General features: G+C 73.7%; 14 protein-coding genes. 9 read left to right on the top strand and 5 right to left on the bottom strand.

All coding sequences use genetic code 11. The features are described 5' to 3' along the window. Nucleotides 1–27 precede the first annotated feature (27 nt). Complete coding sequence (locus OG730_RS10335) at nucleotides 28–11,016, top strand: non-ribosomal peptide synthetase (protein WP_327303970.1); 10,989 nt, start codon at nucleotides 28–30, stop codon at nucleotides 11,014–11,016. Further along, nucleotides 11,003–12,706, top strand: coding sequence for an ABC transporter ATP-binding protein (locus OG730_RS10330; protein ID WP_327303969.1), 1,704 nt, complete (start codon nucleotides 11,003–11,005; stop codon nucleotides 12,704–12,706). Before OG730_RS10335 ends, OG730_RS10330 begins: the two co-directional genes overlap by 14 nt. A gap of 101 nt (nucleotides 12,707–12,807) precedes the next feature. Here the strand turns inward: OG730_RS10330 and OG730_RS10325 are convergent, their stop codons facing one another. After that, nucleotides 12,808–13,923: an alpha/beta hydrolase-fold protein gene (locus tag OG730_RS10325; RefSeq protein ID WP_327303968.1), complete on the bottom strand. Its 1,116-nt coding sequence runs from the start codon at nucleotides 13,921–13,923 to the stop codon at nucleotides 12,808–12,810. 192 nt (nucleotides 13,924–14,115) lie between these two features. Between OG730_RS10325 and OG730_RS10320 the strand changes: the two genes are divergently transcribed. The 6 genes from OG730_RS10320 to OG730_RS10295 all read left to right on the top strand — a co-directional run bounded on the left by OG730_RS10320 (nucleotide 14,116) and on the right by OG730_RS10295 (nucleotide 19,622). Next, complete coding sequence (locus tag OG730_RS10320) at nucleotides 14,116–14,328, top strand: MbtH family protein (protein ID WP_327303967.1); 213 nt, start codon at nucleotides 14,116–14,118, stop codon at nucleotides 14,326–14,328. A 164-nt stretch (nucleotides 14,329–14,492) separates the two neighbouring features. Next, nucleotides 14,493–15,164 (top strand): isochorismatase family protein, encoded by a 672-nt coding sequence (locus OG730_RS10315; RefSeq protein ID WP_327303966.1) that lies wholly within the window; start codon nucleotides 14,493–14,495, stop codon nucleotides 15,162–15,164. A gap of 87 nt (nucleotides 15,165–15,251) precedes the next feature. Beyond that, nucleotides 15,252–16,289 (top strand): N-acetyl-gamma-glutamyl-phosphate reductase, encoded by a 1,038-nt coding sequence (gene argC, locus OG730_RS10310; RefSeq protein ID WP_327303965.1) that lies wholly within the window; start codon nucleotides 15,252–15,254, stop codon nucleotides 16,287–16,289. Continuing rightward, nucleotides 16,286–17,437 (top strand): bifunctional glutamate N-acetyltransferase/amino-acid acetyltransferase ArgJ, encoded by a 1,152-nt coding sequence (argJ, locus tag OG730_RS10305; protein ID WP_327303964.1) that lies wholly within the window; start codon nucleotides 16,286–16,288, stop codon nucleotides 17,435–17,437. The genes argC and argJ overlap by 4 nt, the downstream gene beginning before the upstream one ends. An 11-nt stretch (nucleotides 17,438–17,448) precedes the next feature. Beyond that, on the top strand, nucleotides 17,449–18,390 hold the full coding sequence (argB, locus tag OG730_RS10300; RefSeq protein ID WP_327303963.1) for an acetylglutamate kinase: 942 nt from the start codon (nucleotides 17,449–17,451) through the stop codon (nucleotides 18,388–18,390). Continuing rightward, entirely contained in the window at nucleotides 18,387–19,622 is a 1,236-nt protein-coding gene (locus tag OG730_RS10295) for an acetylornithine transaminase (protein WP_327303962.1), read from the top strand. Before argB ends, OG730_RS10295 begins: the two co-directional genes overlap by 4 nt. A 67-nt stretch (nucleotides 19,623–19,689) precedes the next feature. On the opposite strand, the gene OG730_RS10290 is transcribed toward OG730_RS10295, so the two are convergent. The 4 genes from OG730_RS10290 to OG730_RS10275 all read right to left on the bottom strand — a co-directional run bounded on the left by OG730_RS10290 (nucleotide 19,690) and on the right by OG730_RS10275 (nucleotide 22,862). After that, the gene (locus OG730_RS10290) at nucleotides 19,690–20,238 is read right to left on the bottom strand and encodes a GNAT family N-acetyltransferase (protein WP_442814870.1); all 549 of its coding nucleotides are present in this window, start codon (nucleotides 20,236–20,238) and stop codon (nucleotides 19,690–19,692) included. Nucleotides 20,239–20,320: 82 nt separating this feature from the next. Continuing rightward, nucleotides 20,321–21,043 (bottom strand): 4'-phosphopantetheinyl transferase family protein, encoded by a 723-nt coding sequence (locus OG730_RS10285; RefSeq protein WP_327309207.1) that lies wholly within the window; start codon nucleotides 21,041–21,043, stop codon nucleotides 20,321–20,323. Beyond that, entirely contained in the window at nucleotides 21,040–21,270 is a 231-nt protein-coding gene (locus OG730_RS10280; RefSeq protein WP_327303961.1) for a hypothetical protein, read from the bottom strand. Before OG730_RS10280 ends, OG730_RS10285 begins: the two co-directional genes overlap by 4 nt. An 8-nt stretch (nucleotides 21,271–21,278) precedes the next feature. Next, nucleotides 21,279–22,862: an amidohydrolase gene (locus tag OG730_RS10275; protein ID WP_327303960.1), complete on the bottom strand. Its 1,584-nt coding sequence runs from the start codon at nucleotides 22,860–22,862 to the stop codon at nucleotides 21,279–21,281. Between the two features lie 138 nt (nucleotides 22,863–23,000). On the opposite strand from OG730_RS10275, the gene OG730_RS10270 reads away from it, so the two are divergent. After that, the gene (locus tag OG730_RS10270; RefSeq protein WP_327303959.1) at nucleotides 23,001–24,590 is read left to right on the top strand and encodes an NnrS multi-domain protein; all 1,590 of its coding nucleotides are present in this window, start codon (nucleotides 23,001–23,003) and stop codon (nucleotides 24,588–24,590) included. Nucleotides 24,591–24,592: the final 2 nt, after the last annotated feature.

Here is a 24,592-nt window from a genome sequence, read left to right as displayed (position 1 = left end):
CTACCTTGGAAGGGTGTTGAGTCTTCAATGATGGAACCGAGCGCTCGTCTCGTGCTGATCTCTCCTACGCGCCTGGCAGACGTGCGCCGGCGTACCGGCGGATACTCCGACCGGACCATCGCCGAGGCCTGCGCCCTCGGACTGTCGTACTGGGCGACGGGCGAGAGCCCCGACGGAATCGACCTGACCCCCGGCACGCTCTTCGCGGACGTCCTCGGATGGGTCGACAACGGCGGCGGCGCGCCCGCCGGTTGGGAGACCGGCGAGGCGGCCCCGGACGGCTGGGCCATCGCGGTCCCCGCGAGCGTCCCGCAGTCCGAAGCCCAGCTCGCGCTGGACGACCTGGCGGACTTCCCCGACCGGGCCCTCGGCACCATCAGCCCGTCCACCGTGGCGGAGCGGCTCACCACCCTGGCCGAATGGAACGACAACGCGGCGGACCGGGTCCGGCCGACCATCGTGGAGCTGTTCCGCGAACAGGCGCGCCTGCGGCCGGACGCGGTCGCCATCGTCGACGAACACCGCTCGCTGACCTACCGCCAGGCGGCGGAGCTGTCCGCGCAGCTGGCCCACCACCTGATCGGCCGCGGACTCGGCTCCGAGCAGGTCGTGGGCATCTCGCTGGGCCGCTCCGCCGACATGGTGATCGGCCTGCTCGGCGTCCTCCAGGCCGGCTGCGCCTTCGTCCCGCTCGACCCGCAGTGGCCCGCCGCGCGCCGCGCCGTCGTCATCGACGACGCCCGGGTCGTGCTGCAGCTCAACGACTCCGGCGAGCACGACCCCGCGGAACCGGCCGCCGCCGCCGTCGACCTCGACGACTGGCGGTACGCCGACCAGTCCGGCCAGGGCACCGGAATCACCGCGCACGGCAACTCCCTGGCCTACGTGATCTTCACATCCGGTTCCACCGGCCGCCCCAAGGGCGCGATGATCCGCCACGAGGCGATCAGCGAGCGCCTGCTGTGGCAGGTCGAGGAGATCCTGGGCTTCGGCCACGACGACGCCTCGCTGTTCAAGGCGCCGCTGTCCTTCGACATATCCATCAACGAGATCTTCCTCCCGCTGGTGTGCGGCGGCCGCCTCGTCGTCCTGCGGCCCGGCGGCGAACGCGACCCGCACCACCTGCTCGGCGTGATCGCCGAACACCGCGTCACCTTCACCTACCTCGTCTCCTCCATGCTGGACGTCCTGCTGGAGATCGCCGGCGACTCCGACCGCCTCGACAGCATGCGCCACGTGTGGTGCGGCGGCGAGGTGCTCACCCCCGAGCTGTACGAGCGGTACCGCACCCGGCTCGACATCCCCATGTACCACGGCTACGGCCCGGCCGAGACGACCATCGGCGTCTCCCACGTCATCTACCGCGGCGAGGCCGAACGCCTGTCGACCTCGATCGGCAAGGCCAACCCCAACACCCAGCTGTACGTCCTCGACGACGAACTGCGCCCCGTCCCGGTCGGCGTCGGCGGCGAGCTCTACGTCGGCGGCTTCCTCCTGGGCCGCGGCTACGTGAACGCGCCCGGACTGACCGCCTCCCGGTTCGTGGCGAACCCCTTCGCCACCGACGGCTCCCGCCTCTACCGCACCGGCGACCTGGCCCGGTTCGCCCCCGACGGTTCGCTGGACTTCCTCGGCCGCGCCGACAACCAGATCAAGATCCGCGGCATGCGCCTGGAGCTGGAGGACGTGGAGGTCGGCCTCGCCGAGCACCCCGCGGTACGCCACACCTGCGTCATCGCGAAGAAGAACAGCGCGGGCGGCACCTACCTCGTCGGGTACGTGATCCCGGCCGCCGGCAGCGAAGAGCTGCGGGCCGACGAGGTCAAGGCCTGGGCCACCGAGCACATGGTCGAGTACATGGTGCCCACCCACATCGTCGTGATGACCGAGTTCCCGCTCACCGCGAACGGCAAGCTGGACCGCCGCGCCCTGCCGGAACCCGAGATCGTGACCGGGGAGTCCCTCCGCCCCTCCACCGACGAGGAGCGCGCCGTGTGCGCGGCCGTCGCCTCGGTGCTGCGGCTGGAGGAAGTCGGCGTCGACCAGGACTTCTTCCAGCTCGGCGGAGACAGCATCCTCGCCATCTCCCTGCTGAGCGCCCTGCGCGAAGCGGGCCTCTACGTCACCGCGGGGCAGATCTTCGCCAACAGCGTCCTGGGCGCCCTGGCGGCCGTCGCCGGACGCGAGGACCCGGCCCGGGCGGACCACGCCGACGTGGCGACCGGTCCCGTCGTGGGATCGCCCATCGTCCAGTGGCTCGGCCGGACCACCGACGCCGTCGACGGCTTCGTCCAGGCCGTCGTACTGAACACCCCGGCGGACCTCACCGCCGACGCCCTCGGCCCGATCCTCGACTCCGTCGTCGCCCGGCACGACATGCTGCGCGCCCGGCTGGTGCGCGGGGACCGCTGGAGCTTCGACATCGCGGAGGCCGGCGGAGCCACGGCCGACTGGCAGGAGAGCGGCGGGCCGCTGGACGCGTGCGTCGCCCTCGCCACCGAAGGACTGGACCCGGACAACGGCGTGATGCTGCGGGCCGTCTGGCGCCGCGAGGCCCGCCAGCTGGTCCTGGTCGCCCACCACGTGGTGGTCGACGGCGTGTCCTGGCGGGTCCTGATGGAGGACCTGGCCACCGCATGGCGCCGGTTCTCCGCGGGCGAGTTCTCCGCGGGCGAGACGATCGAACTGCCCCCGGTGGGAACCTCGTTCCGACGCTGGACCCAGCTCCTGGAGAGCGCCGGCTTCGACGCCGACCGCGCCCACTACGAGCGCCCCCTGCCCGGCCCCGACGCGCCCTTGGGCAGGCGTGCCCCGTCCGAGGCCGACACCGTCGAGCGGGAGCGGACCCGGGTCTTCACCGTCGGCTCCGAGGCCACGGCGGCGCTGCTGGGCGAGATCCCCGCGAAGTTCCACGCGGGCGTCAACGACGTCCTGCTGACCGCGCTCGCCGTCACCCTCGCCCGGTGGCGCCGCGGCCGCGGCCAGGAGCAGACCTTCGCGCACATCGAGCTGGAGGGCCACGGACGCGAAGGCCGCCACGTGGCGGGCGCCACCGGCATCGAGCCGGAACTGTCGCGGACCGTCGGCTGGTTCACGACCCTGTTCCCGGTGACCGTGGACCCCGGCACGACCGGCGACTTCACCGACCCCCGCTACCTCGCCGCCGCGCTGAAGGCGGTCAAGGAGGACCTGGCCCGCGTGCCGAGCAACGGCGTCTCCTACGGCGCCCTGCGCTACCTGGCCGATGCCGCCTTCACGGCCCCGGCACCCCAGGTCCTCTTCAACTACCTGGGCCGCTTCGACGCCGGCGCCTCGGGGGACTGGCAGCTCTCCGGCACCACCGGCCAGCTCGGCGAAAAGCGCGACCCGCGGATGCGCCTGCCGCGCGCCCTGGAGTTCAACGCGATCGCCGAACCCTCCGCCACCGGCGCGTACGAACTCGTCACCACCCTCTCCTGGCCCGACGGGATGTTCACCGACGAGGACATCGAGGCCATCGGCGGGTACTTCCAGGCGGCCCTCACCGCCCTGGCCGCGCTGGAGGAGGGCGGCCACTCGCCCAGCGACTTCCCGCTGGTGCGGCTGACCCAGGCCGACGTCGACGCCCTCGACGGACCCGCGCTGCGCGCCGTCCTCCCGCTGACCCCGCTCCAGGAAGGCCTGTACTTCCACTCGGTCTTCGACGAAGACTCCGCGGGCAGCTACGTCGAACAGCAGCTGCTGACGCTGGAGGGCGAGCTCGACCCCGCCCGCCTCGCGGCCGCGGCCTCCCGGCTGCTCACCCTGTACCCGAACCTGGCCGCGCGGTTCACCGCCCTCGCCGACGGCCGCGTCGTCTCCGTCCTGGAGAGCGGCGCCGAGGCCCCCTTCACCACCGTGGAGCGGCCCGGCATCACCGACGCGGAACTCCACGACCTCGCCGAGCGGGACCGCCGCGCCGGATTCGACCTGGTCACCGGCCCGCTGATGCGGTTCACGCTGGTCCGCGACCCGGAATCGGGCCGCGACGTCCTCGTGCAGACCGTCCACCACATCCTCGCCGACGGCTGGTCGGTCCCCCCGATGCTGCGCGCGCTGCTCGCCGAGTACCACGCGCCGGGCAGCACCTACCCGCTGAGCGGCTTCCCCGACTACGTCGGCTGGCTCGCGGAGCGCGACGCCGACGAGAGCGACCGCGTGTGGGGCGCCGAGCTCGCCGGACTGCCCGGCCCCTCGCTGGTGGCCCCGCAGCACACCCCGTCCGACCGGTTCGCCGACACCTCCGTCCTGCCCTCGCCGGACATCGACGCCGCCGTCCGTTCCGCGGGCGTACCGCTGAGCGTGGCCGTGCACAGCGCCTGGGCGGTGACCCTGGGCGGGATCCTGCACTCCGCCGACGTGGTCTTCGGCTCCACGGTGTCCGGCCGCGACGCCGACGTCCCCGGCATCGAGGACATGGTCGGCCTGTTCATCAACACCGTCCCGCTGCGTGCGCGGTGGTCCGCCGCCACCACGGCGCGCGACCTGCTCGCCTCGGTCCGCGAGCACCAGGGCGCCGTCCTGCCGCACCAGCACGTCTCGCTGGCACGGATCGGCCGCCTGGCGGGCGTCGGCTCCCTCTTCGACACCCTCGTCGTGTTCGACGTGGCCACCGACGTGGCCGCCCTGCGCCGCGCCGGCGACACCCTCTCCGTCACCGCCCTCGTCAACGAGGGAGCCCCGCACTACCCGCTGACCCTGGTCGTGGAGCGGGCCCTCGACGGGCGCCCGCGCTTCAACCTGATCTACGACGGCGAACTGCTCCGCGAGAGCAGCGCCCGGGACATCCTGAGCCGGTTCTCGCACACCCTCACCGGCCTGCTCACCCGGCCGGACGCCCCGGTCGGCGACCTGGCACCGCAGGACGGCAGGACCCCCGCGCGGATCACCCCGACCACCCTCGGCGCCCTCTTCGACGCCGCGGCGCGGCGGGACCCGGCGGCCACCGCCGTCACCCAGTGCGCGCTCGACGGCGCCACCCGCTCGCTGACCTACGGCGAACTCGCCGCCGCGAAGGACGAACTGGCCGCCGCCCTGCGCGCTGCCGGGGTCGGCCCGGGCCGGCGCGTGGCCGTGGCCGTCCCGCGCACCATCGAGCAGGTCGTCGCCCTGGTCGCGATCGTCAGCGCGGGCGGCGCCTACGTCCCGCTCGACATGGCCTACCCGGACGAGCGGCTGGAGTACGTCCTCGGCGACGCCGCCCCGCAGGCCGTCCTCGTGGACCCCGCCCAGCGCGCACGCTTCACGGCCCTGCTGGAGCGGGCGGGCGTGCCCGCACGCGTCCTCGTACAGGGCGACGAACTGCCGCGGGAGGCTGCCGAGGCCGCCGCTGACGAGGTGAGCTGGCACGACCCCGCCTACGTGATCTACACCTCCGGGTCGACCGGCAGGCCCAAGGGCGTCGTCGTCCCGCACTCCAGCGTGGTGGCGCTGCTCGCCAACACCCGGCCCGACATGGACTTCGGTCCCGACGACGTCTGGGTCCAGTTCCACTCCTACTCCTTCGACTTCGCCGTCTGGGAGCTGTGGGGAGCCCTGGCGCACGGCGGCGAGCTGCTCGTTCCCGACTACGGCCTGACCCGTTCCCCGGTCGACTTCCACCGGCTCGTCCGCGAGCGCGGGGTGACCGTGCTCAACCAGACGCCGTCGGCCTTCTACCAGTTCGTCGAGGCCGACCGGCATTCCGGTGAGCCCCTTCCCGCCCTGCGCCGCGTCGTCTTCGGCGGCGAGGCGCTGGACCTCGGGCGGCTGCGCGGCTGGGTCGAGCGGCACGGCGCCGCCTCGCCCGAGCTCGTCAACATGTACGGGATCACCGAGACCACGGTCCACGTGACCCACCGGGTGCTGACCGAGGAGGACTTCGCCTTCGGCGACGAGGCGAGCCCGATCGGCGGGCCCATCCCGGGCCTGGTCACCCACCTGCTCGACGACCGGCTCCGGCCGGTGCCGCCGGGTCAGGTCGGCGCGATCTACGTGGCCGGCGACCAGGTGTCCCTGGGCTACCTCGGGCGGCCGGGCCTGACCGCGGGCCGGTTCGTGGCGAACCCGTTCGCGAACGACGGCTCCCGGATGTACCACACCGGCGACCTGGCCGTCCGTACCCTCGACGGGGAGCTGGAGTTCACCGGCCGCGCCGACGACCAGGTCCAGCTCAAGGGCTTCCGCATCGAGCTCGGCGAGGTCGAGTCCGCGCTGCGGGACCTCGACGGCGTGGTCGACGTGGCCGTCACCGTGGCCGGCAGCGGCGACCACCTGGTCGCGCACGTCGTGGGCCGGGTGCCCGGCGACCTGTCCGTCCTCCTCGCGGAGAAGCTGCCCGTGCACATGGTGCCCGGGCGGGTCCTCCCGGTGGACGCCCTGCCGCTGACCGTCAACGGCAAGCTGGACCGCAAGGCCCTGATCGCGCGGGCCGCGCAGGACGACAGCCCGGTGGACGGCGGTTCCGTCAGCGGGTCCGTCACCGAGTCCGTCACCGGTGCCGTCACCGCCTCCGCGCTCGCCTCGCTCGTCGGCATCTTCGCCGAGACCCTGTCCCACCCGGACGCCGACGCCGACACCGACTTCTTCGGCGCGGGCGGCGACAGCATCATCGCCATCACCGTGGTCAACCGGGCCAGGGCGCTCGGCCTGCCGATCGCACCCCGCGACGTGTTCCTCCTGAAGACGCCGCGCGCGCTCGCCGGGCTCCTGGGCACGCGCGCACCGCGGACCCAGGCCCCCGCCGCGAACCCCGCGCGCCGCGAGGACGGCCCGCTGGCGCCCACGCCGATCATCCTGCGCCAGCGCGAACTGGGCGGCTCCCTCGCCCGGTTCGCCCAGGCCCGGACCGTGGAGGTCCCCGAAGGCACCGCGTTCGCCGACATCGAGCGCGCCGCGAACGCCGTACTGGCCGCCCACGCGGCCCTGCGGATGCGCCTGCGCACCGAGCACGGCGTGTGGACCCTGCGCACCGAACCCGCCCGCGGGGCCACCGTGGTCCGCGCGGACACGGCCGACGCCACGGCCGCCGCCGACGAGGCCGCCGGACGGCTCGACCCGGAGACCGGGGAGGTCACCGCCTTCACCTGGCTCGCGGCCACCGGCACCCTGGTGGTCACCGTGCACCACATCGCGGTCGACGCGGTCTCCTGGCTGATCCTGCTGGACGACCTGACCGCCGCCCTGCGCGGCGAGCCCCTCGCACCGGCGACCACCTCCTACGCCGAGTACGCCGACGCGCTGACCCTGCGGTCCGCCGCCGGCGCCGACGACCTCGGCCATTGGGTGGACACCCTCGAGGCGCCCCCGCTGCTGCCCGCGTCCGGGGCACTGCGCGACACCACCGTCGTCCTCGGCCCCGAGGCCGCCGACCGGGTGACGCGCACCGCCCCCGCCGCGCTCGGCGTCGCCCTCACCGAGCTGCTGTGCGGCGCCCTGCGCACCGCACTGACCCGGATCCAGCCCGTGCCCACCGATCTGGCGATCGAGCTGGAGCGGCACGGCCGGGTGGCCGTGGAGGAGCACCACGACTACACCCGTACGGTCGGCTGGTTCACCGCCATCGCGCCCGTCCGGCTCACCGCGCACACCGACCCGGTCGCGGCGGCCCGCGAGCTCGCGGCGCGCCAGCCGGACGAGTCCGGGCACCTCGCCTACGGCCGGCTGCGCTACCTCAACCCGCAGACGGCCCCGCTGCTCACCGCCCGCCCGCAGGTGCTCTTCAACTACCTCGGCCGGGGCGGCGAGTCCCGGGCGCCGCAGATCACCGGCGGCGACCAGGGCAGCCCGTACGCCGTGGAGGTCAACGCCTGGACCGACGCGGCCACCGGCAGCCTGCACGCGCACTTCACCCTCGCCGAGGAGATCCCCGACGAGATCACCGCCCACTGGCTGCACGCCCTGGAAACCCTCGCGGAAGCCTCCGCGACGGCCGAGCGCACCGCGCCGGTCACCGCCCTCCAGCGGGGCCTGTACTTCCAGGCCCAGCTGGCCGGTACGGCCGGCCACTACGTCGCGCAGAGCTACTTCGCCCTCGACCACCGCCTCGACACCGACGCCCTGACCGAGGCCATGGCCGTGGTCATGGCCCGCCACCCCGTCGTCGGCGCCGGCTTCACCACCGACGACGACGGCAACCCGGTCCAGGTCCTCAAGGCGGGCCGCCGGGTCGGCGTCCACACCGTCGAGCTGTCGACCGACGAGGAAGTCGAGGCCCTGCGCGTCCGGGACCGCAACACCGGCTTCGACCCGGCCGAGCCGCCGCTGGTCCGGCTGACCGTGATCCGGCTGCCCGACGGCCGCGACGGCCTGCTCCTCAGCTACCACCTGCTGCTGTGGGACGGCTGGTCCCGCGCGATCGTGCTGCGCGACCTGTTCGAGGCCTACCGGGCCCTGCTCGCCGGGGAACAGCCCGACAGGGCCCCGGCCGTACCGGCCTTCGAGGACCACGCACGCTCGCTCGCCGGCAGGGACCCGGCGCTCTCGGAGCGGTTCTGGGCCGAGCACCTGACCGGGCTCACCGGCCCGACGCTGCTCGCCGGACCGTCGCCGGCCCTCTCGGACGACCTGCCGCCCGCGCTGCTGCACACCCTGACCGCCGAACAGTCGCAGCTGCTGCGGGAGACGGCCAAGGCGCACGGCGTCACCCTCAACTCGGTCCTCACCGGGGCCTTCGGCCTGCTCCTCGGCGCCCACACCGGCCGCGGCGACGCCGTGTTCGGCGTCACCGTGTCCGGCCGCGACGGCGAGGGCCTGTCCGACATCGTCGGCGTACTGCTCAACACCGTGCCGATGTGGACCCGGGCCAGGCCCGGGGACACGGTCGGCCAGTACCTGGCGTCCGTACAGGCGGCCCGGGTCGACGCGATGGAGCACGAGCACCTCGGGCTCGGCGAGATCCAGCGGGCCAGCGGCCACGACACCCTCTTCGACAACCTGTTCGTGCTCCAGAACTTCCTGGACCTGGACGGGCTCGCGGAGATGAACGCCCGCCACGGCATCACCGAGGTGAAGTCGGACGACTCCACCCACTACCCGTTCACCTGGGTCGTCACCCCCGGCGACCGGCTCACGGTCAAGCTGGAGCACCGCCACGGCGACTCCGCGAGCGCCCGCCGCCTCCTCGACGACTACGTCGGCCTGCTCCAGGACCTGGCCCGGTCCACCGGCCCGGTGGGCGCACTGCCCGGCCTCGGGCCGGTGCCCGCGCCGGCCGACCGTACGGACATCGGCACCGACACGGTGGTCGACCGCTTCGACCTGGCGGCGGACCGCGCTCCCGAGCGGGTCGCGCTCGTCGCACAGGGCCGCGGCATGACCTTCGCCGAACTCCAGAGCCGCAGCCGCCTGCTGGCGGGCGTGCTCGCCGGACGCGGCATCGGCCCGGAGAAGACGGTGGGCCTGGCGATCCCGCGCACGCTGGACTGGATCGTCGCGCTGTTCGCCGTACTGCGCACCGGAGCCGCGTACGTACCGCTGGAGCTGGACCACCCGGACGAGCGGATCGCCACGATCGTCGCGGACGCCCGGCCCGAGGTGATCCTCACCGTCAGCGCCGTCTCGCCCCGGCTGACCGGCGGCCCGGTCGGGTCCGGCGACCTGATCGAACTGGACCGGCCCCTTCCGGAAGCCGAGCCGCTCGTGACCTTCGCACCGGACGACCCGGACCGGCTGCGCCACCCCGCGTACACGATCTACACCTCCGGCTCCACGGGCAAGCCCAAGGGCGTCGTGACCGAGTACGCCGGACTCACCAACATGCTGATCAACCACCAGCGGCGCATCTTCGCGCCGGTGCTGGCGGAGCACGACAACCGGATCTTCCGCATCGCGCACACCGTGTCCTTCGCCTTCGACATGTCGTGGGAGGAGCTGCTCTGGCTCGCCGACGGCCACGAGGTGCACATCTGCGACGAGGAACTGCGCCGCGACGCACCCGCGCTGGTCGACTACTGCCGCGAGCACGGGATCGACGTCGTCAACGTGACCCCGACCTACGCGCAGCAGCTCGCGGCCGAGGGCCTGCTCGACAACCCGGACCGGCGCCCCGCGCTGGTGCTCCTGGGCGGCGAGGCGGTCACCCCGACCCTGTGGCAGCGGCTCGCCGAGACCGAGGGCACCGTCGGGTACAACCTGTACGGACCCACGGAATACACCATCAACACCCTGGGCGTCGGCACCTTCGAGTGCCAGGACCCGGTGGTGGGCGTGGCCATCGACAACACCGAGGTGTTCGTCCTGGACCCGTGGCTGCGGCCCCTGCCCGACGGGGTTCCCGGCGAGCTCTACGTCTCCGGCATCGGCATCGCCCGCGGCTACCTCGGCCAGCCGGCCCAGACCGCGCACCGGTTCGTCGCCTCCCCGTTCGGCGCCCCCGGCGAGCGGATGTACCGCACCGGCGACCTGGTGATCCGCCGGCCGGACGGGAACCTGATGTACCTCGGCCGCACCGACCAGCAGGTCAAGATCCGCGGCCACCGCGTCGAGCTGGGGGAGGTGGAGGCCGCGTTCGCCGCGCACCCGGCGGTACGGTTCACCGCCGCGGTCGCCCAGCCCGACCCGCAGGTGGACGGCGCGTACCGGCTCGCCGCGTACCTCGTGCTGGCGGACGGCTCCGACCTGGCGGCGGTCGCCGCCGAGGTGGGCGCCGGGCTCCCCGACTACCTGCGCCCGACGCACTACGCCCAGGTCGACGCCATCCCGCTCACGGTGAACGGGAAGGCCGACACCAAGGCCCTGCCGGAGCCCAAGCCGCTGGGCGCGCTGACCACTTCGGGCGAGCGCGGCCCGGAGACCGAGACCGAGGTCCTGGTCTGCGAGTTCTTCGCCGAGGCCCTGGACCTGGACGAGGACGAGGTGAGCGCCGTGAGCGATTTCGTGTCGCTCGGCGGACACTCCATGCTGGCCGTACGCCTGGTCGGACTCCTGCGCCGTGAATTCGGCCCGACCATCACCATCCGCGACCTGCTCACCCTGCGAACCCCCGAAGCGATTGCCGGGCACATCGATGACAACTCCTGACGTCCACGGATCCCGCCGCGCGGGATCCGACATCCTCACGGCCGCCGTACGCCGCAACGGCGGCGCCATGGTCTGGGGCACCGTCCTCATGGGCCTGTACCAGGCCGGCGAGACGGCCTTCCCGATCGCGCTCGGCGTGATCGTCGACCACACGATGCGCGAGCGGAGCCCCGGGGCGCTGGTCCTCTCGATCGCCGTGCTGGCCGTGATCATCACGACCGTGTCGCTGTCGTGGCGGTTCGGGATGCGCATCCTGCAGAAGGCCAACACGACCGAGGCCCACCACTGGAGGGTGCGGGTCGCGTCCTGCGGCCTCCAGCCGGTGGCCCGGGACGTGGACCTCAAGTCCGGCGAGGTCCTCACGATCGCCACCGAGGACGCCGACCAGACCGCCGACATCGTCGAGGTCGTACCGATGCTGATCAGCTCCTCGGTCGCGGTGCTGGTCGCGGCGGTCGCGCTGGGCCTGGCGGACCTGCGGCTCGGCCTGCTGGTCATGGTGGGAACGGCGCTGATCCTGTCCTCCCTCAGCGTGATGTCGAAGCGGATCGGCAGCAGCACCCAGGAGCAGCAGGCCCGGGTGGCGCGGGCGGGCGCGAAGGTCGCCGACCTGATCACGGGCCTGCGCCCGCTGCACGGATTCGGCGGCAACCACGCGGCGTTCCGGTCCTACCGGAAGGTCAGCACCGAGGCGAAGGAACAGGCCATCACCGTCGCCCGGGTGAACGGCGTCTACACGGGTACCGCGCTGGGCCTGAACGCGATCCTCGCCGCCTCGGTGACGCTGACCGCCGGCTGGCTTGCCTTCGACGGGCAGATCAGCATCGGTGAGCTCGTCATGGCCGTCGGCCTGGCGCAGTTCATCATGGAGCCGCTGCGGCTGTTCTCGGACATGCCCAAGTACGTGATGATGGCCCGCGCTTCGGCGGAGCGGATGGCCCTGGTGCTGACCGCCCCGCCGGTGGCGGCCCCGGGGACGGCCCGCCCGGCGCCCGGCGGGGACCTGGAGATCGACTGCGTGCGCTACGAGTCCCTCCAGGGTCTGAAGTTCCACGTCCCGGCGGGCCAGTTCACCGCGATCGCGGTCTACCAGCCGCGGGCGGCGGCCGAGCTCGCCTCGATCCTGGCCGTGAACGTGCCGCCGGCCGCGTACGGCGGCACGGTGCGGCTCGGCGGGCAGGACCTCGCGGAGCTGTCGGTCGAGGCGGTCCGCGAGCTCATGCTGGTGAACCCGTACGACGGGGAGATCTTCGCGGGAACCCTCCGTACGAACATCGACCCGTCGGGCACCAGCCGCACGGTGAGCGAGGCCGTCGAGGCGTCCATGCTGACCGATGTCGTCGCCCTGCACCGGGAGGGACTCGACCACGAGGTCCGCGACCGCGGTTCGAACCTCTCCGGCGGGCAGCGCCAGCGGCTCTCGCTGGCCCGGGCGCTGGCGGCGGACTCCGACGTGCTGGTCCTGCGCGATCCGACCACGGCCGTGGACGCGGTCACCGAGCAGCTCGTCGCGCGCAGGATCGCGGAGCTGCGGCGGGGCCGCACCACCGTGGTCATCACGAGCAGCCCGGCCCTGCTGGACGCCGCCGACCGGGTCCTGGTCCTGGACGACGGGGTGGTCACGGCCGAGGGCACGCACCGGCACCTGCTGGCCACTGACCCGGCGTACTGCGCGGCGGTCACGCGCTGAGCTCGTGAGCCGGTGAACAGAAGGGGGCCTGGTGGCCCGGCGATCCGCGGGGCCACCAGGCCCCCTTGCCGTGTTGCCGTGTTGCCGTGTTGTCGGGGCCGTCAGGCCAGTGCCCAGGCCACGTCCCTGAGCAGGGCCTGCCGCCAGCCCGCACGGTCGTGGCCCGACGCGGACCGGGAGACCCGTACGGTCGCACCGGCCTGTTCCGTCAGCGCCTCGACCAGCTCGCAGTGGGGGCGCATGCGCGTCTCGTGCTCGCCCAGGTCGAAGGCGATCCGCAGTCCGGACGGGGCGGGGCGCTCGCGCAGTCGGGCCGCGATGGCGCCGCCGCGCGGACCGCCCAGCGGGTCCGGGAGGCCCGAGGCCTCCGGGGTCCACCAGAAGGACCCCGACTGGCAGGCGACCCGGGACACCAGCTCCGGGAACTCCGTCGCCGCGTACAGCGCGCTCAGACCGCCCAGGCTCTGCCCGGCGACCACCAGCCGGCCGAGGTCCGCGGGCACCCCGCTGTCGGCGACCAGCGGCAGCAGTTCGTCCCGTACCGCCTCCCACAGCTCGGGCCGGCAACCGAACTCCGCCTGCCGGTCCTTGACGGGCAGGAACACCAGCGTGGCCGGGGGCATGTCGCCGGCTTCGAAGGCGGCGTCGAAGGCCGTCATGGCCGGGTGGAGGTACAGCCAGTCGTCCCCGTCGAGCAGCAGCACCACCGGGCCGCCGCCGCCCACGGGATGGACCCGTACGGTGCGCTTCCCGCCGAGCCGTTCGCTCGCCCAGCGGATCCGGGTGCGCGGCAGGGGCAGTACGTCGTCGGCGCCCACGGCGGGCCAGTACGGCTGGGGCGGAGCGTCCGGGGTGGCCACGATGGAGCGTTCGCCGCCGGCCCGGAGGGGGTTGAGGGGATCGGGGTACGACGATCCGTCATCGGCGAGGAACCGGTAGGTCACCCGGAGCCGCGCGGGCATGCGCACTTCGGCGTACCAGCAGTCCGTGTCGCGCCAGCGGAGCAGTGCCACCGGATCCGACCAGCTTTCGAAATCGATGACCGTCGGGCTGCCGCGCCACAGGAACAGGGTGACCCAACCGCCGTCACCGGAAGGCGCGGACGCGGGAGCCGCGGCCGCCCAGAACTCATCGGTGCCGGGCGCGTTGGGCAGGCCGAACGCGGCGAAGGGGCTCTGCGAGCCGTCCTCGGCCAGGATCCGTTCGAGTGCGGGCACCGGTGCCTCCTTGTGAGGGGGAAGGGGAAACGTTAAGCTCTATAATTAGGCGAGCCTAACCTAAGTGATTGGCTCTCTTCATTCCCGATCGACCTTCCCCACGGGCACGGCGCCCACGGCCGGACCGCGCGCGCCACGCGCCGCACACCGACGCCGGCCGCCGTCCCATCGGGCTCCTGGAGGAACCCCAGTATGAGCACCAACCCGTTCGACGATGCCGACGGTCGTTTCCTGGTTCTGGTGAACGACGAGGGTCAGCACTCCCTCTGGCCGTCCTTCGCCGACGCTCCCGGCGGATGGGCGGTCGCCCTCGCGGAGACCACCCGCGACGCGTGCCTGGAGTTCATCGAGTCGAGCTGGACCGACCTCCGCCCCAAGTCCCTCGCGGCGGCCGTCGAAGCCTGACCGGGACGGCCCCGGACACGCCGCGCTCGCGGCGTGTCCGGGGCCGCGGCATGTCCGGGGCCGCGTCGCGTCCGGGATGGAACTCCAGATGGTTAGGTTAGGCTAAGCTAACTGCACGGTGCTGCGCGGGACCGCACGCACGGCATCAGGGGGAGGGGATCGTCATGGGTCTGCCGGCCATCGGCTCCTACGCCATGCCCGACCGGGCCTCCCTGCCCCCCTCCTGTGCGTCCTGGGCCATCGACCCGGGCCGCGCCGCACTCCTGGTCCACGACATGCAGAACCACTTCGTGGGGGAACTCCCGACGGACCGGTCCCCGGTCGTGGAACTCGTGGAGAACATCGCGGCTCTGCGCGCCCTCGCCACGGCACTCGGGATACCGGTCGTGTTCACCGCCGAGCCCGCCGCCCAGTCGCCCGGCCGGCGCGGCCTCGCCGCGGACGTCTGGGGGCCGGGCATCGACGACGACGGGACCGACGCCGCCGCGATCGTCCCGCCGCTCACCCCGCGCCCCGGCGAGCGCGTGCTGGCCAACGTCCGCCACAACGCCTTCCTCCGCAGCCACCTGGGGAGACTGCTGCGTTCGGAGGGGCGCGACCAGCTCATCGTCTGCGGGATCCACGCCCACCTCGGCGTCCTCCTGACGGCCGCGGACGCCTTCATGAACGACATCCAGCCCTTCGTGGTCGCCGACGCCATCGCCGACTTCTCCGCCGAGGAGCACGCGATGGCCCTGCGCTGGGCCGCCCGCAGCGCGGTGGTGTGCACGACCGGGACCCTGCTCCGCGAGCTGCTGCTCGCCGGAGGGTCCCCGGACGTGCGCAAGGATGCCTGAGTCCATCCCTTCGGCGCCCGACCGCGGGTCCGGCCCGCGGTCGGCCGCCGCTGGATCGCCCAACGAACCGAGAGAGAGCGGAAGAACATGACCGTACGGGTCGCGGTGGCCGGTGCCAGCGGCTACGCCGGCGGGGAGCTGCTCCGCCTGCTGAGCTCGCATCCCGGCGTGGAGATCGGCGCGTTGACCGCGCACAGCAGTGCGGGGCGTCCGCTGGGGTCCGTACAGCCCCAGCTCCCGGAGTTCGCCGACCGGATCCTCCTGGACACCTCCGCCGCGTCCCTGCGCGGGCACGACGTGGTGTTCCTCGCGCTGCCCCACGGTCAATCCGCCGCCCTGGCCGCCGAGTTGGAGCCAGGCATCCTGGTGGTGGACTGCGGTGCCGACTTCCGGCTGCGGGACCCGGCGGCCTGGGAGCGGTTCTACGGCACCGCCCACGCCGGCACCTGGCCGTACGGGCTGCCGGAACTGCCCGGTGTCCGAGCCGAGTTGAAGGGTGCCACCCGGATCGCCGTTCCCGGCTGCTACCCCACGGCCGTCACCCTGGCCCTGTTCCCCGCCTACGCGGCGCACCTGGTCGAGCCCGAGGCCGTCATCGTCGCCGCCAGCGGAACCTCCGGCGCCGGACGCGCGCTCAAGGCGCGGCTCCTCGGCTCCGAAGTCATGGGCTCCATGAGCCCGTACGGAGTCGGCGGCGGCCACCGGCACACCCCGGAGATCGCCCAGAACCTGTCCCGCGCGGCCGGCGCGCCCGTGACCGTCTCCTTCACGCCCACCCTGGCCCCCATGCCGCGCGGCATCCTCGCCACCTGCTCGGCCCGTCTGAGCCCGGCGGCCGAGACGCTCGCGGAGGAGGAGGTGCGCGCCGTGTTCGAAGCCGCTTACGCCGACCAGCCGTTCGTACGGCTGCTGCCGCCCGGCCGGTGGCCCACCACCGCGGCCGTCCTCGGCTCGAACGCCGCCCAGGTGCAGATCGCCGTGGACCCGGACGCCCGCAGGCTGATCTGCGTGAGCGCCATCGACAACCTGACGAAGGGCACCGCCGGTGGCGCGGTGCAGAGCATGAACATAGCCCTCGGCCTGCCGGAACGGCTGGGCCTGCCCATGAATGGAGTGGCTCCGTGAGTGTGACCGCCGCCCGCGGATTCCTTGCCGGCGCCGTGCGCGCCGGCATCAAGGAGTCCGGTGACCCGGACCTGGCCCTGGTGGTGAACCGGGGGCCGTCGCGCGCCGCCGCCGGTGTCTTCACCTCGAACCGCGTACAGGCCGCGCCCGTACGCTGGTCCCGCCGCGTGCTCGCCGACGGCCGGATCTCCGCCGTCGTCCTCAACTCCGGTGGCGCGAACGCCTGTACGGGCCCCGGAGGCGCGGAGGACACCCGGGCGATGGCGGAGCGCACCGCGCTGGCCGTGGACACCGCCGCCGACGAGGTCGCGGTGTGCTCCACCGGCCTCATCGGTGTCCGGCTGCCGATGGACCGGGTGACGGCCGGTATCGCCGCCGCCGCGGACCGGCTGTCGCCCGAGGGCGGCGAGGAGGCCGCCGTCGCGATCAAGACGACGGACTCCGTCCACAAGACGGCGGTGGCAACCGGCCCCGGCTGGACGGTGGGAGGCATGGCCAAGGGCGCCGGGATGCTCGCCCCGGGCCTCGCCACCATGCTGGTGGTCCTGACCACCGACGCCGACGCGAGCGCCGACGTGCTCGACGCGGCGCTGCGCGAGGCGGTGAACACCACCTTCGACCGGGTGGACTCGGACGGCTGCATGTCCACCAACGACACCGTGCTGCTGCTCGCCTCGGGCAGCTCGGGCATCACGCCCGAGCACGCGGAACTCACCGCGGCCGTCCACGCCGTGTGCCGGGATCTGGCGCTCCAGTTGGTGGCGGACGCCGAGGGCGCCTCCAAGGAGATCGAGGTGTCCGTGGTCGGCGCGGCCTCCGAGGCGGACGCCGTGGAGGTGGGCCGCTCGGTGGCCCGCAACAACCTCCTCAAGTGCGCGCTGCACGGCGAGGACCCGAACTGGGGCCGGGTGCTGTCGGCGATCGGCACGACCTCGGCCGTCTTCGACCCGGATCGGCTGGACGTGGCGATCAACGGCGTCTGGGTGTGCCGGGACGGCGCCGGGGGAGAGTCGCGGGACAAGGCCGATCTGTCCGGCCGCCGCATCGCCATCACCGTGGACCTGCGCTCCGGCGACTCCTCGGCCGTGATCTGGACCAACGACCTGACGGCCGAGTACGTGCACGAGAACAGCGCCTACAGCTCGTGAACGGGGCCGAGATGACGAGGGAGACGACGCGGGCACGGACGTCGGCGCGGACGCCGGCCACCGTGCCGGCCCCCCGGGACCTGCCCTGGCTGGAGCAGCTCCAAGGGCGGACGGTCGTCGTCAAGTTCGGCGGCAACGCCATGGTGGACCCGTCCACGCAGCGGACGTTCGCCCAGGACGTCGTGGAGCTGTGGCACGCGGGCCTGCGGCCCGTCGTCGTCCACGGCGGCGGGCCCCAGATCAGCGCACTGCTCGACCGGCTCGGCCTGGAGGTCCGCTTCGAGGCCGGGCTGCGGGTGACCACGCCGGAGACGATGGACGTCGTGCGCATGGTGCTCACCGGTCAGGTCCAGCGCGAACTGGTCGGGGCCATCAACGCCCACGGGCCGTTCGCCGTGGGCCTGTCGGGCGAGGACGCCCACACGATGACCGCGGTACGGCGCCCGGCCTGGGTGGACGGCCGGCCGGTGGACATCGGCCAGGTCGGCGACATCGTCGGCGTGGACGGCAGCGCGATCGCCGCACTGCTGGAACAGGGCCGCATCCCCGTCGTCTCGCCCGTCGCGCGCGGCGAGGACGGCCAGGTCTACAACGTCAACGCCGACCTCGCGGCCTCGGCCCTGGCCGTCGCCCTCGGGGCCGACCGGCTGGTGGTGATGACCGACGTCGAGGGACTGTACGCGGACTGGCCGCACAGCACCGAGGTGATCGAGCGCCTCACGGCCGGCCAACTGGACGCCCTGCTCCCAGAGCTCGCCAGCGGCATGCTCCCCAAGATGGAGGGCTGCCTGCGCGCCGTACGGGCCGGCGTCGCCCGGGCGCAGGTCATCGACGGCCGGGCGCCGCACGCGCTGCTGCGCGGAGTCCTCACCGAGGACGGACCCGGCACCACGGTGGTGCCGGACGACGAGCCCGGCCCGCGGGGCCCGGGCGGCGAGGGGGGCGGCGCGTGACCACCGACCGTACGACGACGCCCGACGGGCGCACCACGACGGCCGCGCTCGCCGACCGCACCACGACGGCCCCGCTCGCCGACCGTTGGCGCGCGGTGATGATGGACACCTACGGCACCCCCGCCCTGGCCCTGGTCAGGGGCGAGGGGAGCACGGTCTGGGACGAGGACGGCCGCGCGTACACGGACTTCACCGGCGGGATCGCCGTCAACGCCCTCGGGCACGCCCACCCGGCCCTGGTCGCGGCCGTGCGGGAGCAGGTCGCCCGGCTCGGCCACGTGTCGAACCTGTTCGTCTCGGAGCCGGCCGTCGCGCTGGCGGAACGGCTCCTGGCCCTGCTGGACAGGCCGGGCCGGGTGTTCTTCGCCAACTCGGGCGCGGAGGCGGTCGAGGCCGCCTTCAAGATCGCCCGCCGGACCGGCCGCCCGCACCTCGTCGCGACGGAGGGCGGGTTCCACGGGCGCACCATGGGGGCCCTGGCCCTCACCGGCCAGCCGCCCAAGCGAGCCCCCTTCCTGCCCCTGCCCGGGGAGGTCACGCACGTGCCCTACGGGGACACGGAGGCGCTCCGCGCGGCCGTCACCGAACAGACGGCCGCGGTCGTGCTGGAACCCCTGCAGGGCGAGGCCGGAGTGGTCCCGGCGCCGCCGGGCTACCTGCGGGCGGCCCGCGAGATCACCCGCGCCACCGGAACCCTGCTCGTCCTGGACGAGGTGCAGACCGGGATCGGGCGCACCGGCCACTGGTTCGCGCACCAGGCGGAGCCCGGAGCCGAGCCCGACGTGATCACCCTGGCCAAGGGGCTGGGCGGCGGCCTGCCGATCGGCGCCACGGTCGCCTTCGGCGCGGCCGCCGGACTGCTGACCCCCGGTCAGCACGGCTCCACCTTCGGCGGGAACCCGGTCGCGTGCGCGGCCGGGCTCGCGGTCCTGGAGACCATCGAGAAGGAAGGGCTGCTGGCCCACGCCGCGCGGGTGGGGGAGCGGCTGCGGCTCGGCGTCGAGGCCCTGCACCACCCCCTGGTCCGTGAAGTGCGGGGCGCCGGTCTGCTCCTGGGCATCGCCCTCGCCGAGCCGGTCGCCGCGCGGGTCCAGCGGGCCGCGCAGGACGCCGGGTTCCTCGTGAACGCGGCGGGTGCGGACGTCGTACGGCTGGCTCCGGCACTGACACTGCCGCAGGAGCGTGCCGACGCCCTGCTGGCGGCGCTGCCCGCGATCCTCGAAGCCGCGTAGGCCCGGTCGGCGGTACGACATGGGGCGGGTCCCACAAGGGACCCGCCCCTCTGTCGTCCGCGGCCGTCTACAGGGCGCGGGCCAGGACCCGTGCTCCCCGGGCGGGGTCCAGGGACTGCGCCCAGTCGGCCGGTGCCAGGCTCGGGGAGGCCGGGCGGAACCCGTGGCCGAGGAAGAGGCGGCCGCTGCCGGTCGTGGCCGTGAACAGCGTGGCCAGGGAGCGCGTACGGGCCCTGGCGAAGGCCGCGTGCAGCAGGCGGGCGCCCATCCCCGTGCCCTGCCGGTGGGCCGCGACGCAGAAGTTGTACAGCACGCCGGCGGCGACGGGGTGTTCGCGCAGGCCGAGACAGCCTTCGAGGGTTCCGTCGGGCGCCTGCGCGACGAGGAAGTCGGACGCGCGGGAGAGGTAGAGCGAGAGCGGGCGCTCGCGCAGCGCCCCGGCCCGGGCGAACGGCCGGGAGAGGGCGGCGAGCGCCGGACCATCGTCCCGGCGGGCCGGGCGCACCGTGAACTCGGGGACCTCGTGCCACCGGGGGGCGGGTGCGTGCGCGTGGGTGTGGGCGCGGGGCGTCGAAGTGGCGTGCGCGGCGGCAGGGGGCAGCGTGGCCGTGGTCAAGGTGTTCCTTCCTCGGTTCCGCCGTGTGCGGGTACGGGGGCGGGGCCTCCCGGCGGAACGATCGAGGTAAGGTTAGCCTTACCTAGCCATCGGGGCCAAGTCGCCCCGTACGGACCGCGCGTGCGGCCACGTATCCGGGAAAGGCGGGCACGTCGGCGACGGTCCATCCCGGCGGATCCGAGGGGGCGGGGCCGGTCCCCACGTAGGTCAGGGCCGGGTTCCCGCCGAGGCCGATCCCGACTCCCTTGAGGTAGGCCTCCTTCCGGGACCAGCAGCGGGCCACCGCGGCGGGGCGCTCGCCGGCCGGCAGCGCCGACAGCTCGGCGCGCTCGGCGGGATGGAGTACCTCCGTCAGTTCGGAGGCGACCTGGGCCGCCAGCGCGGGGGCCGGCCGCCGCTCGACGTCCACGCCGACCGGGTCGTCCGCGAAGGCCAGCAGCACGGCGTCCCCCGCGTGGGACAGCGAGAAGTGCAGCGGTACGCCGACCACCGCGGGCCGGCCGTGCGGCCCGCCGCAGCCGGGGCACGGCTCGCGGAAGAACCGCACCCGCGCCGGATCCCGTCCGAGCCGGTCGCCGAGCAACTGCCGCAGCACGACGTGGGCGACCCGGTACTGGTCACGGTCGCCGGCGCGCCTGAGCCCCTGGAGCCGGGCCCGCTCGCCGTCGTCGAGCATCCCCTCCCACTCCCGCGCCCGATCCGCGTACAGGCTCACGCGCACGGCCCACAGCCCCGGTCCGGGAGAGCTGAGCCAGTGCCGGCCCGGAGCTTCGGTGTCCAGGGGCAGGTCGGCCGGGGCCGTCATCCGCACGGGCGGCCGGGGTAGTCCTCGCCCTCCGGGGCTCCGGCCTCGCGCATCCGGCACAGGACCTCCCCGAGAAGGACGTCGTCCACGTCGACGGGCATGTTGAACTCCCGGTCGAACACGAAGGAGTCACCCGCGCCCGCGTGCCAGATCACCCAGCGCGGCGGCATCTCGGGCACCTCCCACAGGGGGGAGAACCGTTCCAGGACGTTCGCTTGACCGATCACAGCACTGATCACAACTTTCCTTTGTCCGTAGCTTCGTTTCCGTCGACCCACGTCGCCACGACCTCGATGCCGCTGATCCGGGAGGGATCGACGGATCGCGGGTCGTCGCCCAGGACGACCAGGTCGGCCCGCTTCCCCGGGGTGAGGCTGCCGGCGCGGTCGTCCCACCGGCAGGCGTACGCACCGGCGACCGTGTAGGCGCGCAGCGCCTCCTCGACGGTGATCGCCTCGTCCGGCCCGATCGGCCGGCCGGAGGCGGAGGCGCGCTCGACCATGAACTGGATCGCCCGCAGCGGGGCCCCGTCCGTGACCGGCCGGTCGGAACTCCCCACGAGGGTCACCCCGTGGTCCAGGAACCCGCGCCCCCGGTACATCCAGGGAGCCCGCTCCTCACCCATCACGTCCGCGTAGTCGTCCCCGAAGGAGTGGAGGAAGGCCGGCTGGACGACCGCGCTGACGCCCAGGCGCGCGAAGCGCGGGAGCTGGTCGGGGCGGATCAGCCCGGCGTGCTCGATCCGGTGCCGCGCGTCCGGCCGGGGCCTCAGCCGCTGGGCCTCTTCCAGCGCGTCGAGCGCGAGGTCGGCGGCGCGGTCCCCGATGGCGTGGACGGCGAGCTGCCAGCCGCCGAGGTGGCCGTCGACGATCAGCCGGGTGAGGCGCTCGGGATCGTCCTGGAGCTGGCCGGTGTGGTCCGTGCCCGCGTACGGGGCCGTGAGCGCGGCCGTACGGGCCATCATCCCGCCGTCGGTGTAGATCTTGAGCGCGCCCAGCGACAGCCAGTCGTCCCCGAACCCGGTGCGCATCCCCAGGTCCAGAGCCCGGGGAATGCCGTCCTCCCGGTGCACCTCGCGCGGCCGCAACACGTCCCCGGCGGGCATGAGCTGCACCCGCAGGGGCAGCCTCCCCTGGTCCCGCAGCAGTTGGTAGGCGCCGAGCTCCACCGGGCTGTGCCCGAGCAGCCCGCCCCCGATGCCCGCCTCGGCGACGGCCGTCACGCCCTCGGCGAGGCAGGTCCGTGCCGCACGCTCGACGGCATCGGCGATCTCGTCCTGCCCGTACGGCAGCCGCAGCCGCCGCGCGGCGGTCATGGCCGCCTCGGCGAGGAAGCCGTCCTGATGCGGAACCCCGTCGGGCAGCATGCGCAGCACCGCACTGTTGACCACACACGCGTGTCCCGAGTCGTGCATCAGGAACACCTTGCGCCCGTGGCTGACCGCATCCAGCTCGGCGGCGGTCAGATGCCGCCCGAGCGCCCGCTGGTCGTACCCCATGACATCGACCCAGGCCCCGTCCCCACCCACCGAGCGCGCCACGGCCCCGGCCACCACCGCCAGCACGTCCTCGACCCGTTCGCACGGGGCGACGCTCGGGGTGCTCTGCTTCAGCCCGGCCCAGGCGAGGTGCACATGACTGTCGATGAACCCGGGCAGCACGGTGGCCCCCTGCAGATCGACGACCTCCCGGGCGGGCAACGAGGCGACCTCCTCGTCGAACCCCACGATCCGCCCCCGCCAGATCCCCAGCTCCCGGGCGAAGGGCCGGTCCGGGTCCATGGTGAGGATGTTCGCGTTCGTCAGCCTCGTACACAGCATGGGTAGTACAACTCCCGTTGAGGGCAACGCGCATGTACAGGGGGCAAAGCAGGTGGCCAGGAGTCGCACCACAGCTGACTTAGGTAAGCCTAACCGTGCATGCGCCGACCGGTCAATGCGGGGTGAGGGGGCGGGCCTGTGCAGGGGAAGCGGTACGACCAGCGGGTACTGGTGCTGATCGAGGTGCGGGGCGGGCAGCGCGACTGGGACGAGGCGGAACGGGCCTTCGGCGAACGGGACTGGCCGGTCGTCACCTCGTTCGCACGGGGTGAGGGAGCGTCACGAGGCGTGCTGAGGGTCGATGCCTCGGCGCGGATGTACTCCGTCGAAGTGCGGTTCTTCGGAGCCAGCAACCGGCGTACCGCCCGGGCCGCGGTCTGGCAGGTCGAGCGCCTGGCGCGGGCGAGGCGCTTGGAGATGTACGCCCGGCGCTGCGAGCCGATGGACCGCGACCGGGAGATGCTGATCGCCTGGTGGGCGCACACCACGGCCCACCGGCCGCTCCGCGCGCCTGTCCCGAGGTCCCTGACGCCGATGGCGAAGCTGCGGCGCGCGGCGGCGCTGGCGCGCGCGGGCGTCACGGAGTGGCGCGGACACCACGACACCGGCACGGTGGTGACGGGTACGGCCTCCGAGGCCCGCCGGCTCTCGCGCATGGAGCCGTCCGGTGGTGCCGCTCCCGGGTCCGCCACGGACGTGCGGGTGGCCCACCGGGCGGTGGGCAGCCACTTCGTGCCCCGCCGCGCGGACGACATGCGCCGCAGGTCGTACCGTCTCGGCGCCTGGCTCGTTGCCCTGACCTTCTGGGCCGTGGTCGCCCGGCAGCAGAGCGGAGCGTGGGCGTGGGTGTGGGCCGGTGCGGCGGTCCTGTGCTTCCTCGCGGGAGTCGTGCTGGTGTACGGCCTGTTCGCGGCCGGAGGCCGCGGGGAGGGCCTCGCCGCCTGGGGCATGGCCGCCGCGTACATCCTCGCGATCTTCCTCGGCGCCGGGGAGAACCGGAGCTGGACCCCGGGGGAGATCCTGCTGGCCGTCACCGTATGGGCGACGGCCGCAGGCATGTGGCTCCTGGTCCGGCAGTGGACGTGGGGCGAATGGCTCACCTGGGCCGTGCCGCTGGTCTTCGCGGCCGCGGCGTCGCTCGTGGTGTCTTCCGGATCGGTGCTTCACGCGATGTATGCGGACCACCTCGACCTGGTGCCCCCGGACCTCGACGTGCCCGTGATCTGGCAGGCCGTGTCGGCGGCCAAGCTCATGATCCTGCTGAGCTCCGTCCTGATCGTGCCGGCCCTGTGGGGCATCGCGAAGCACGTCCACGTGCCGGGTGTCGGTCCCGCCGACCGGTTCAGGGTCCCGTTGTACGTCGGCACGCAGGCGTTGGTGGTGGTGTTCTGCGCCGGCGTGGTGCTGGGATCGGTGGGCGACGCGGTGAAGGACTTCCGCGCTGCGGTGGCCCGAAGGGCGGAGCTGCCCGCGTACTTCGGGGTGGAGCCGGAGTGGACCTGCGTCGAGCCCACCGTTCCCGCGGCGAAGCTCGGGACCCGGGGCGGTGTCCTGCGCCCCGAGCGCCCGTACGTCTCCTTCGGGGAGGCCGGCGGGACGGTCTCGTTGTGGGACGAGGCCGCGGGGAAGTCCGTACAGATGCCGGCCGAGCAGGTGCGCCTCGTGCCCGTGGCCGACGGGACGGTCACGTGCACCTTCTCGTACGCCAGCCTGCCGAAGGGCGACTGATC

This window comes from Streptomyces sp. NBC_01298 (assembly GCF_035978755.1).
Lineage (GTDB): Bacteria > Actinomycetota > Actinomycetes > Streptomycetales > Streptomycetaceae > Streptomyces.
The sequence above is the reverse complement of the archived record's forward strand: the minus strand, read 5'-3'. Positions and strand labels throughout refer to the sequence as shown.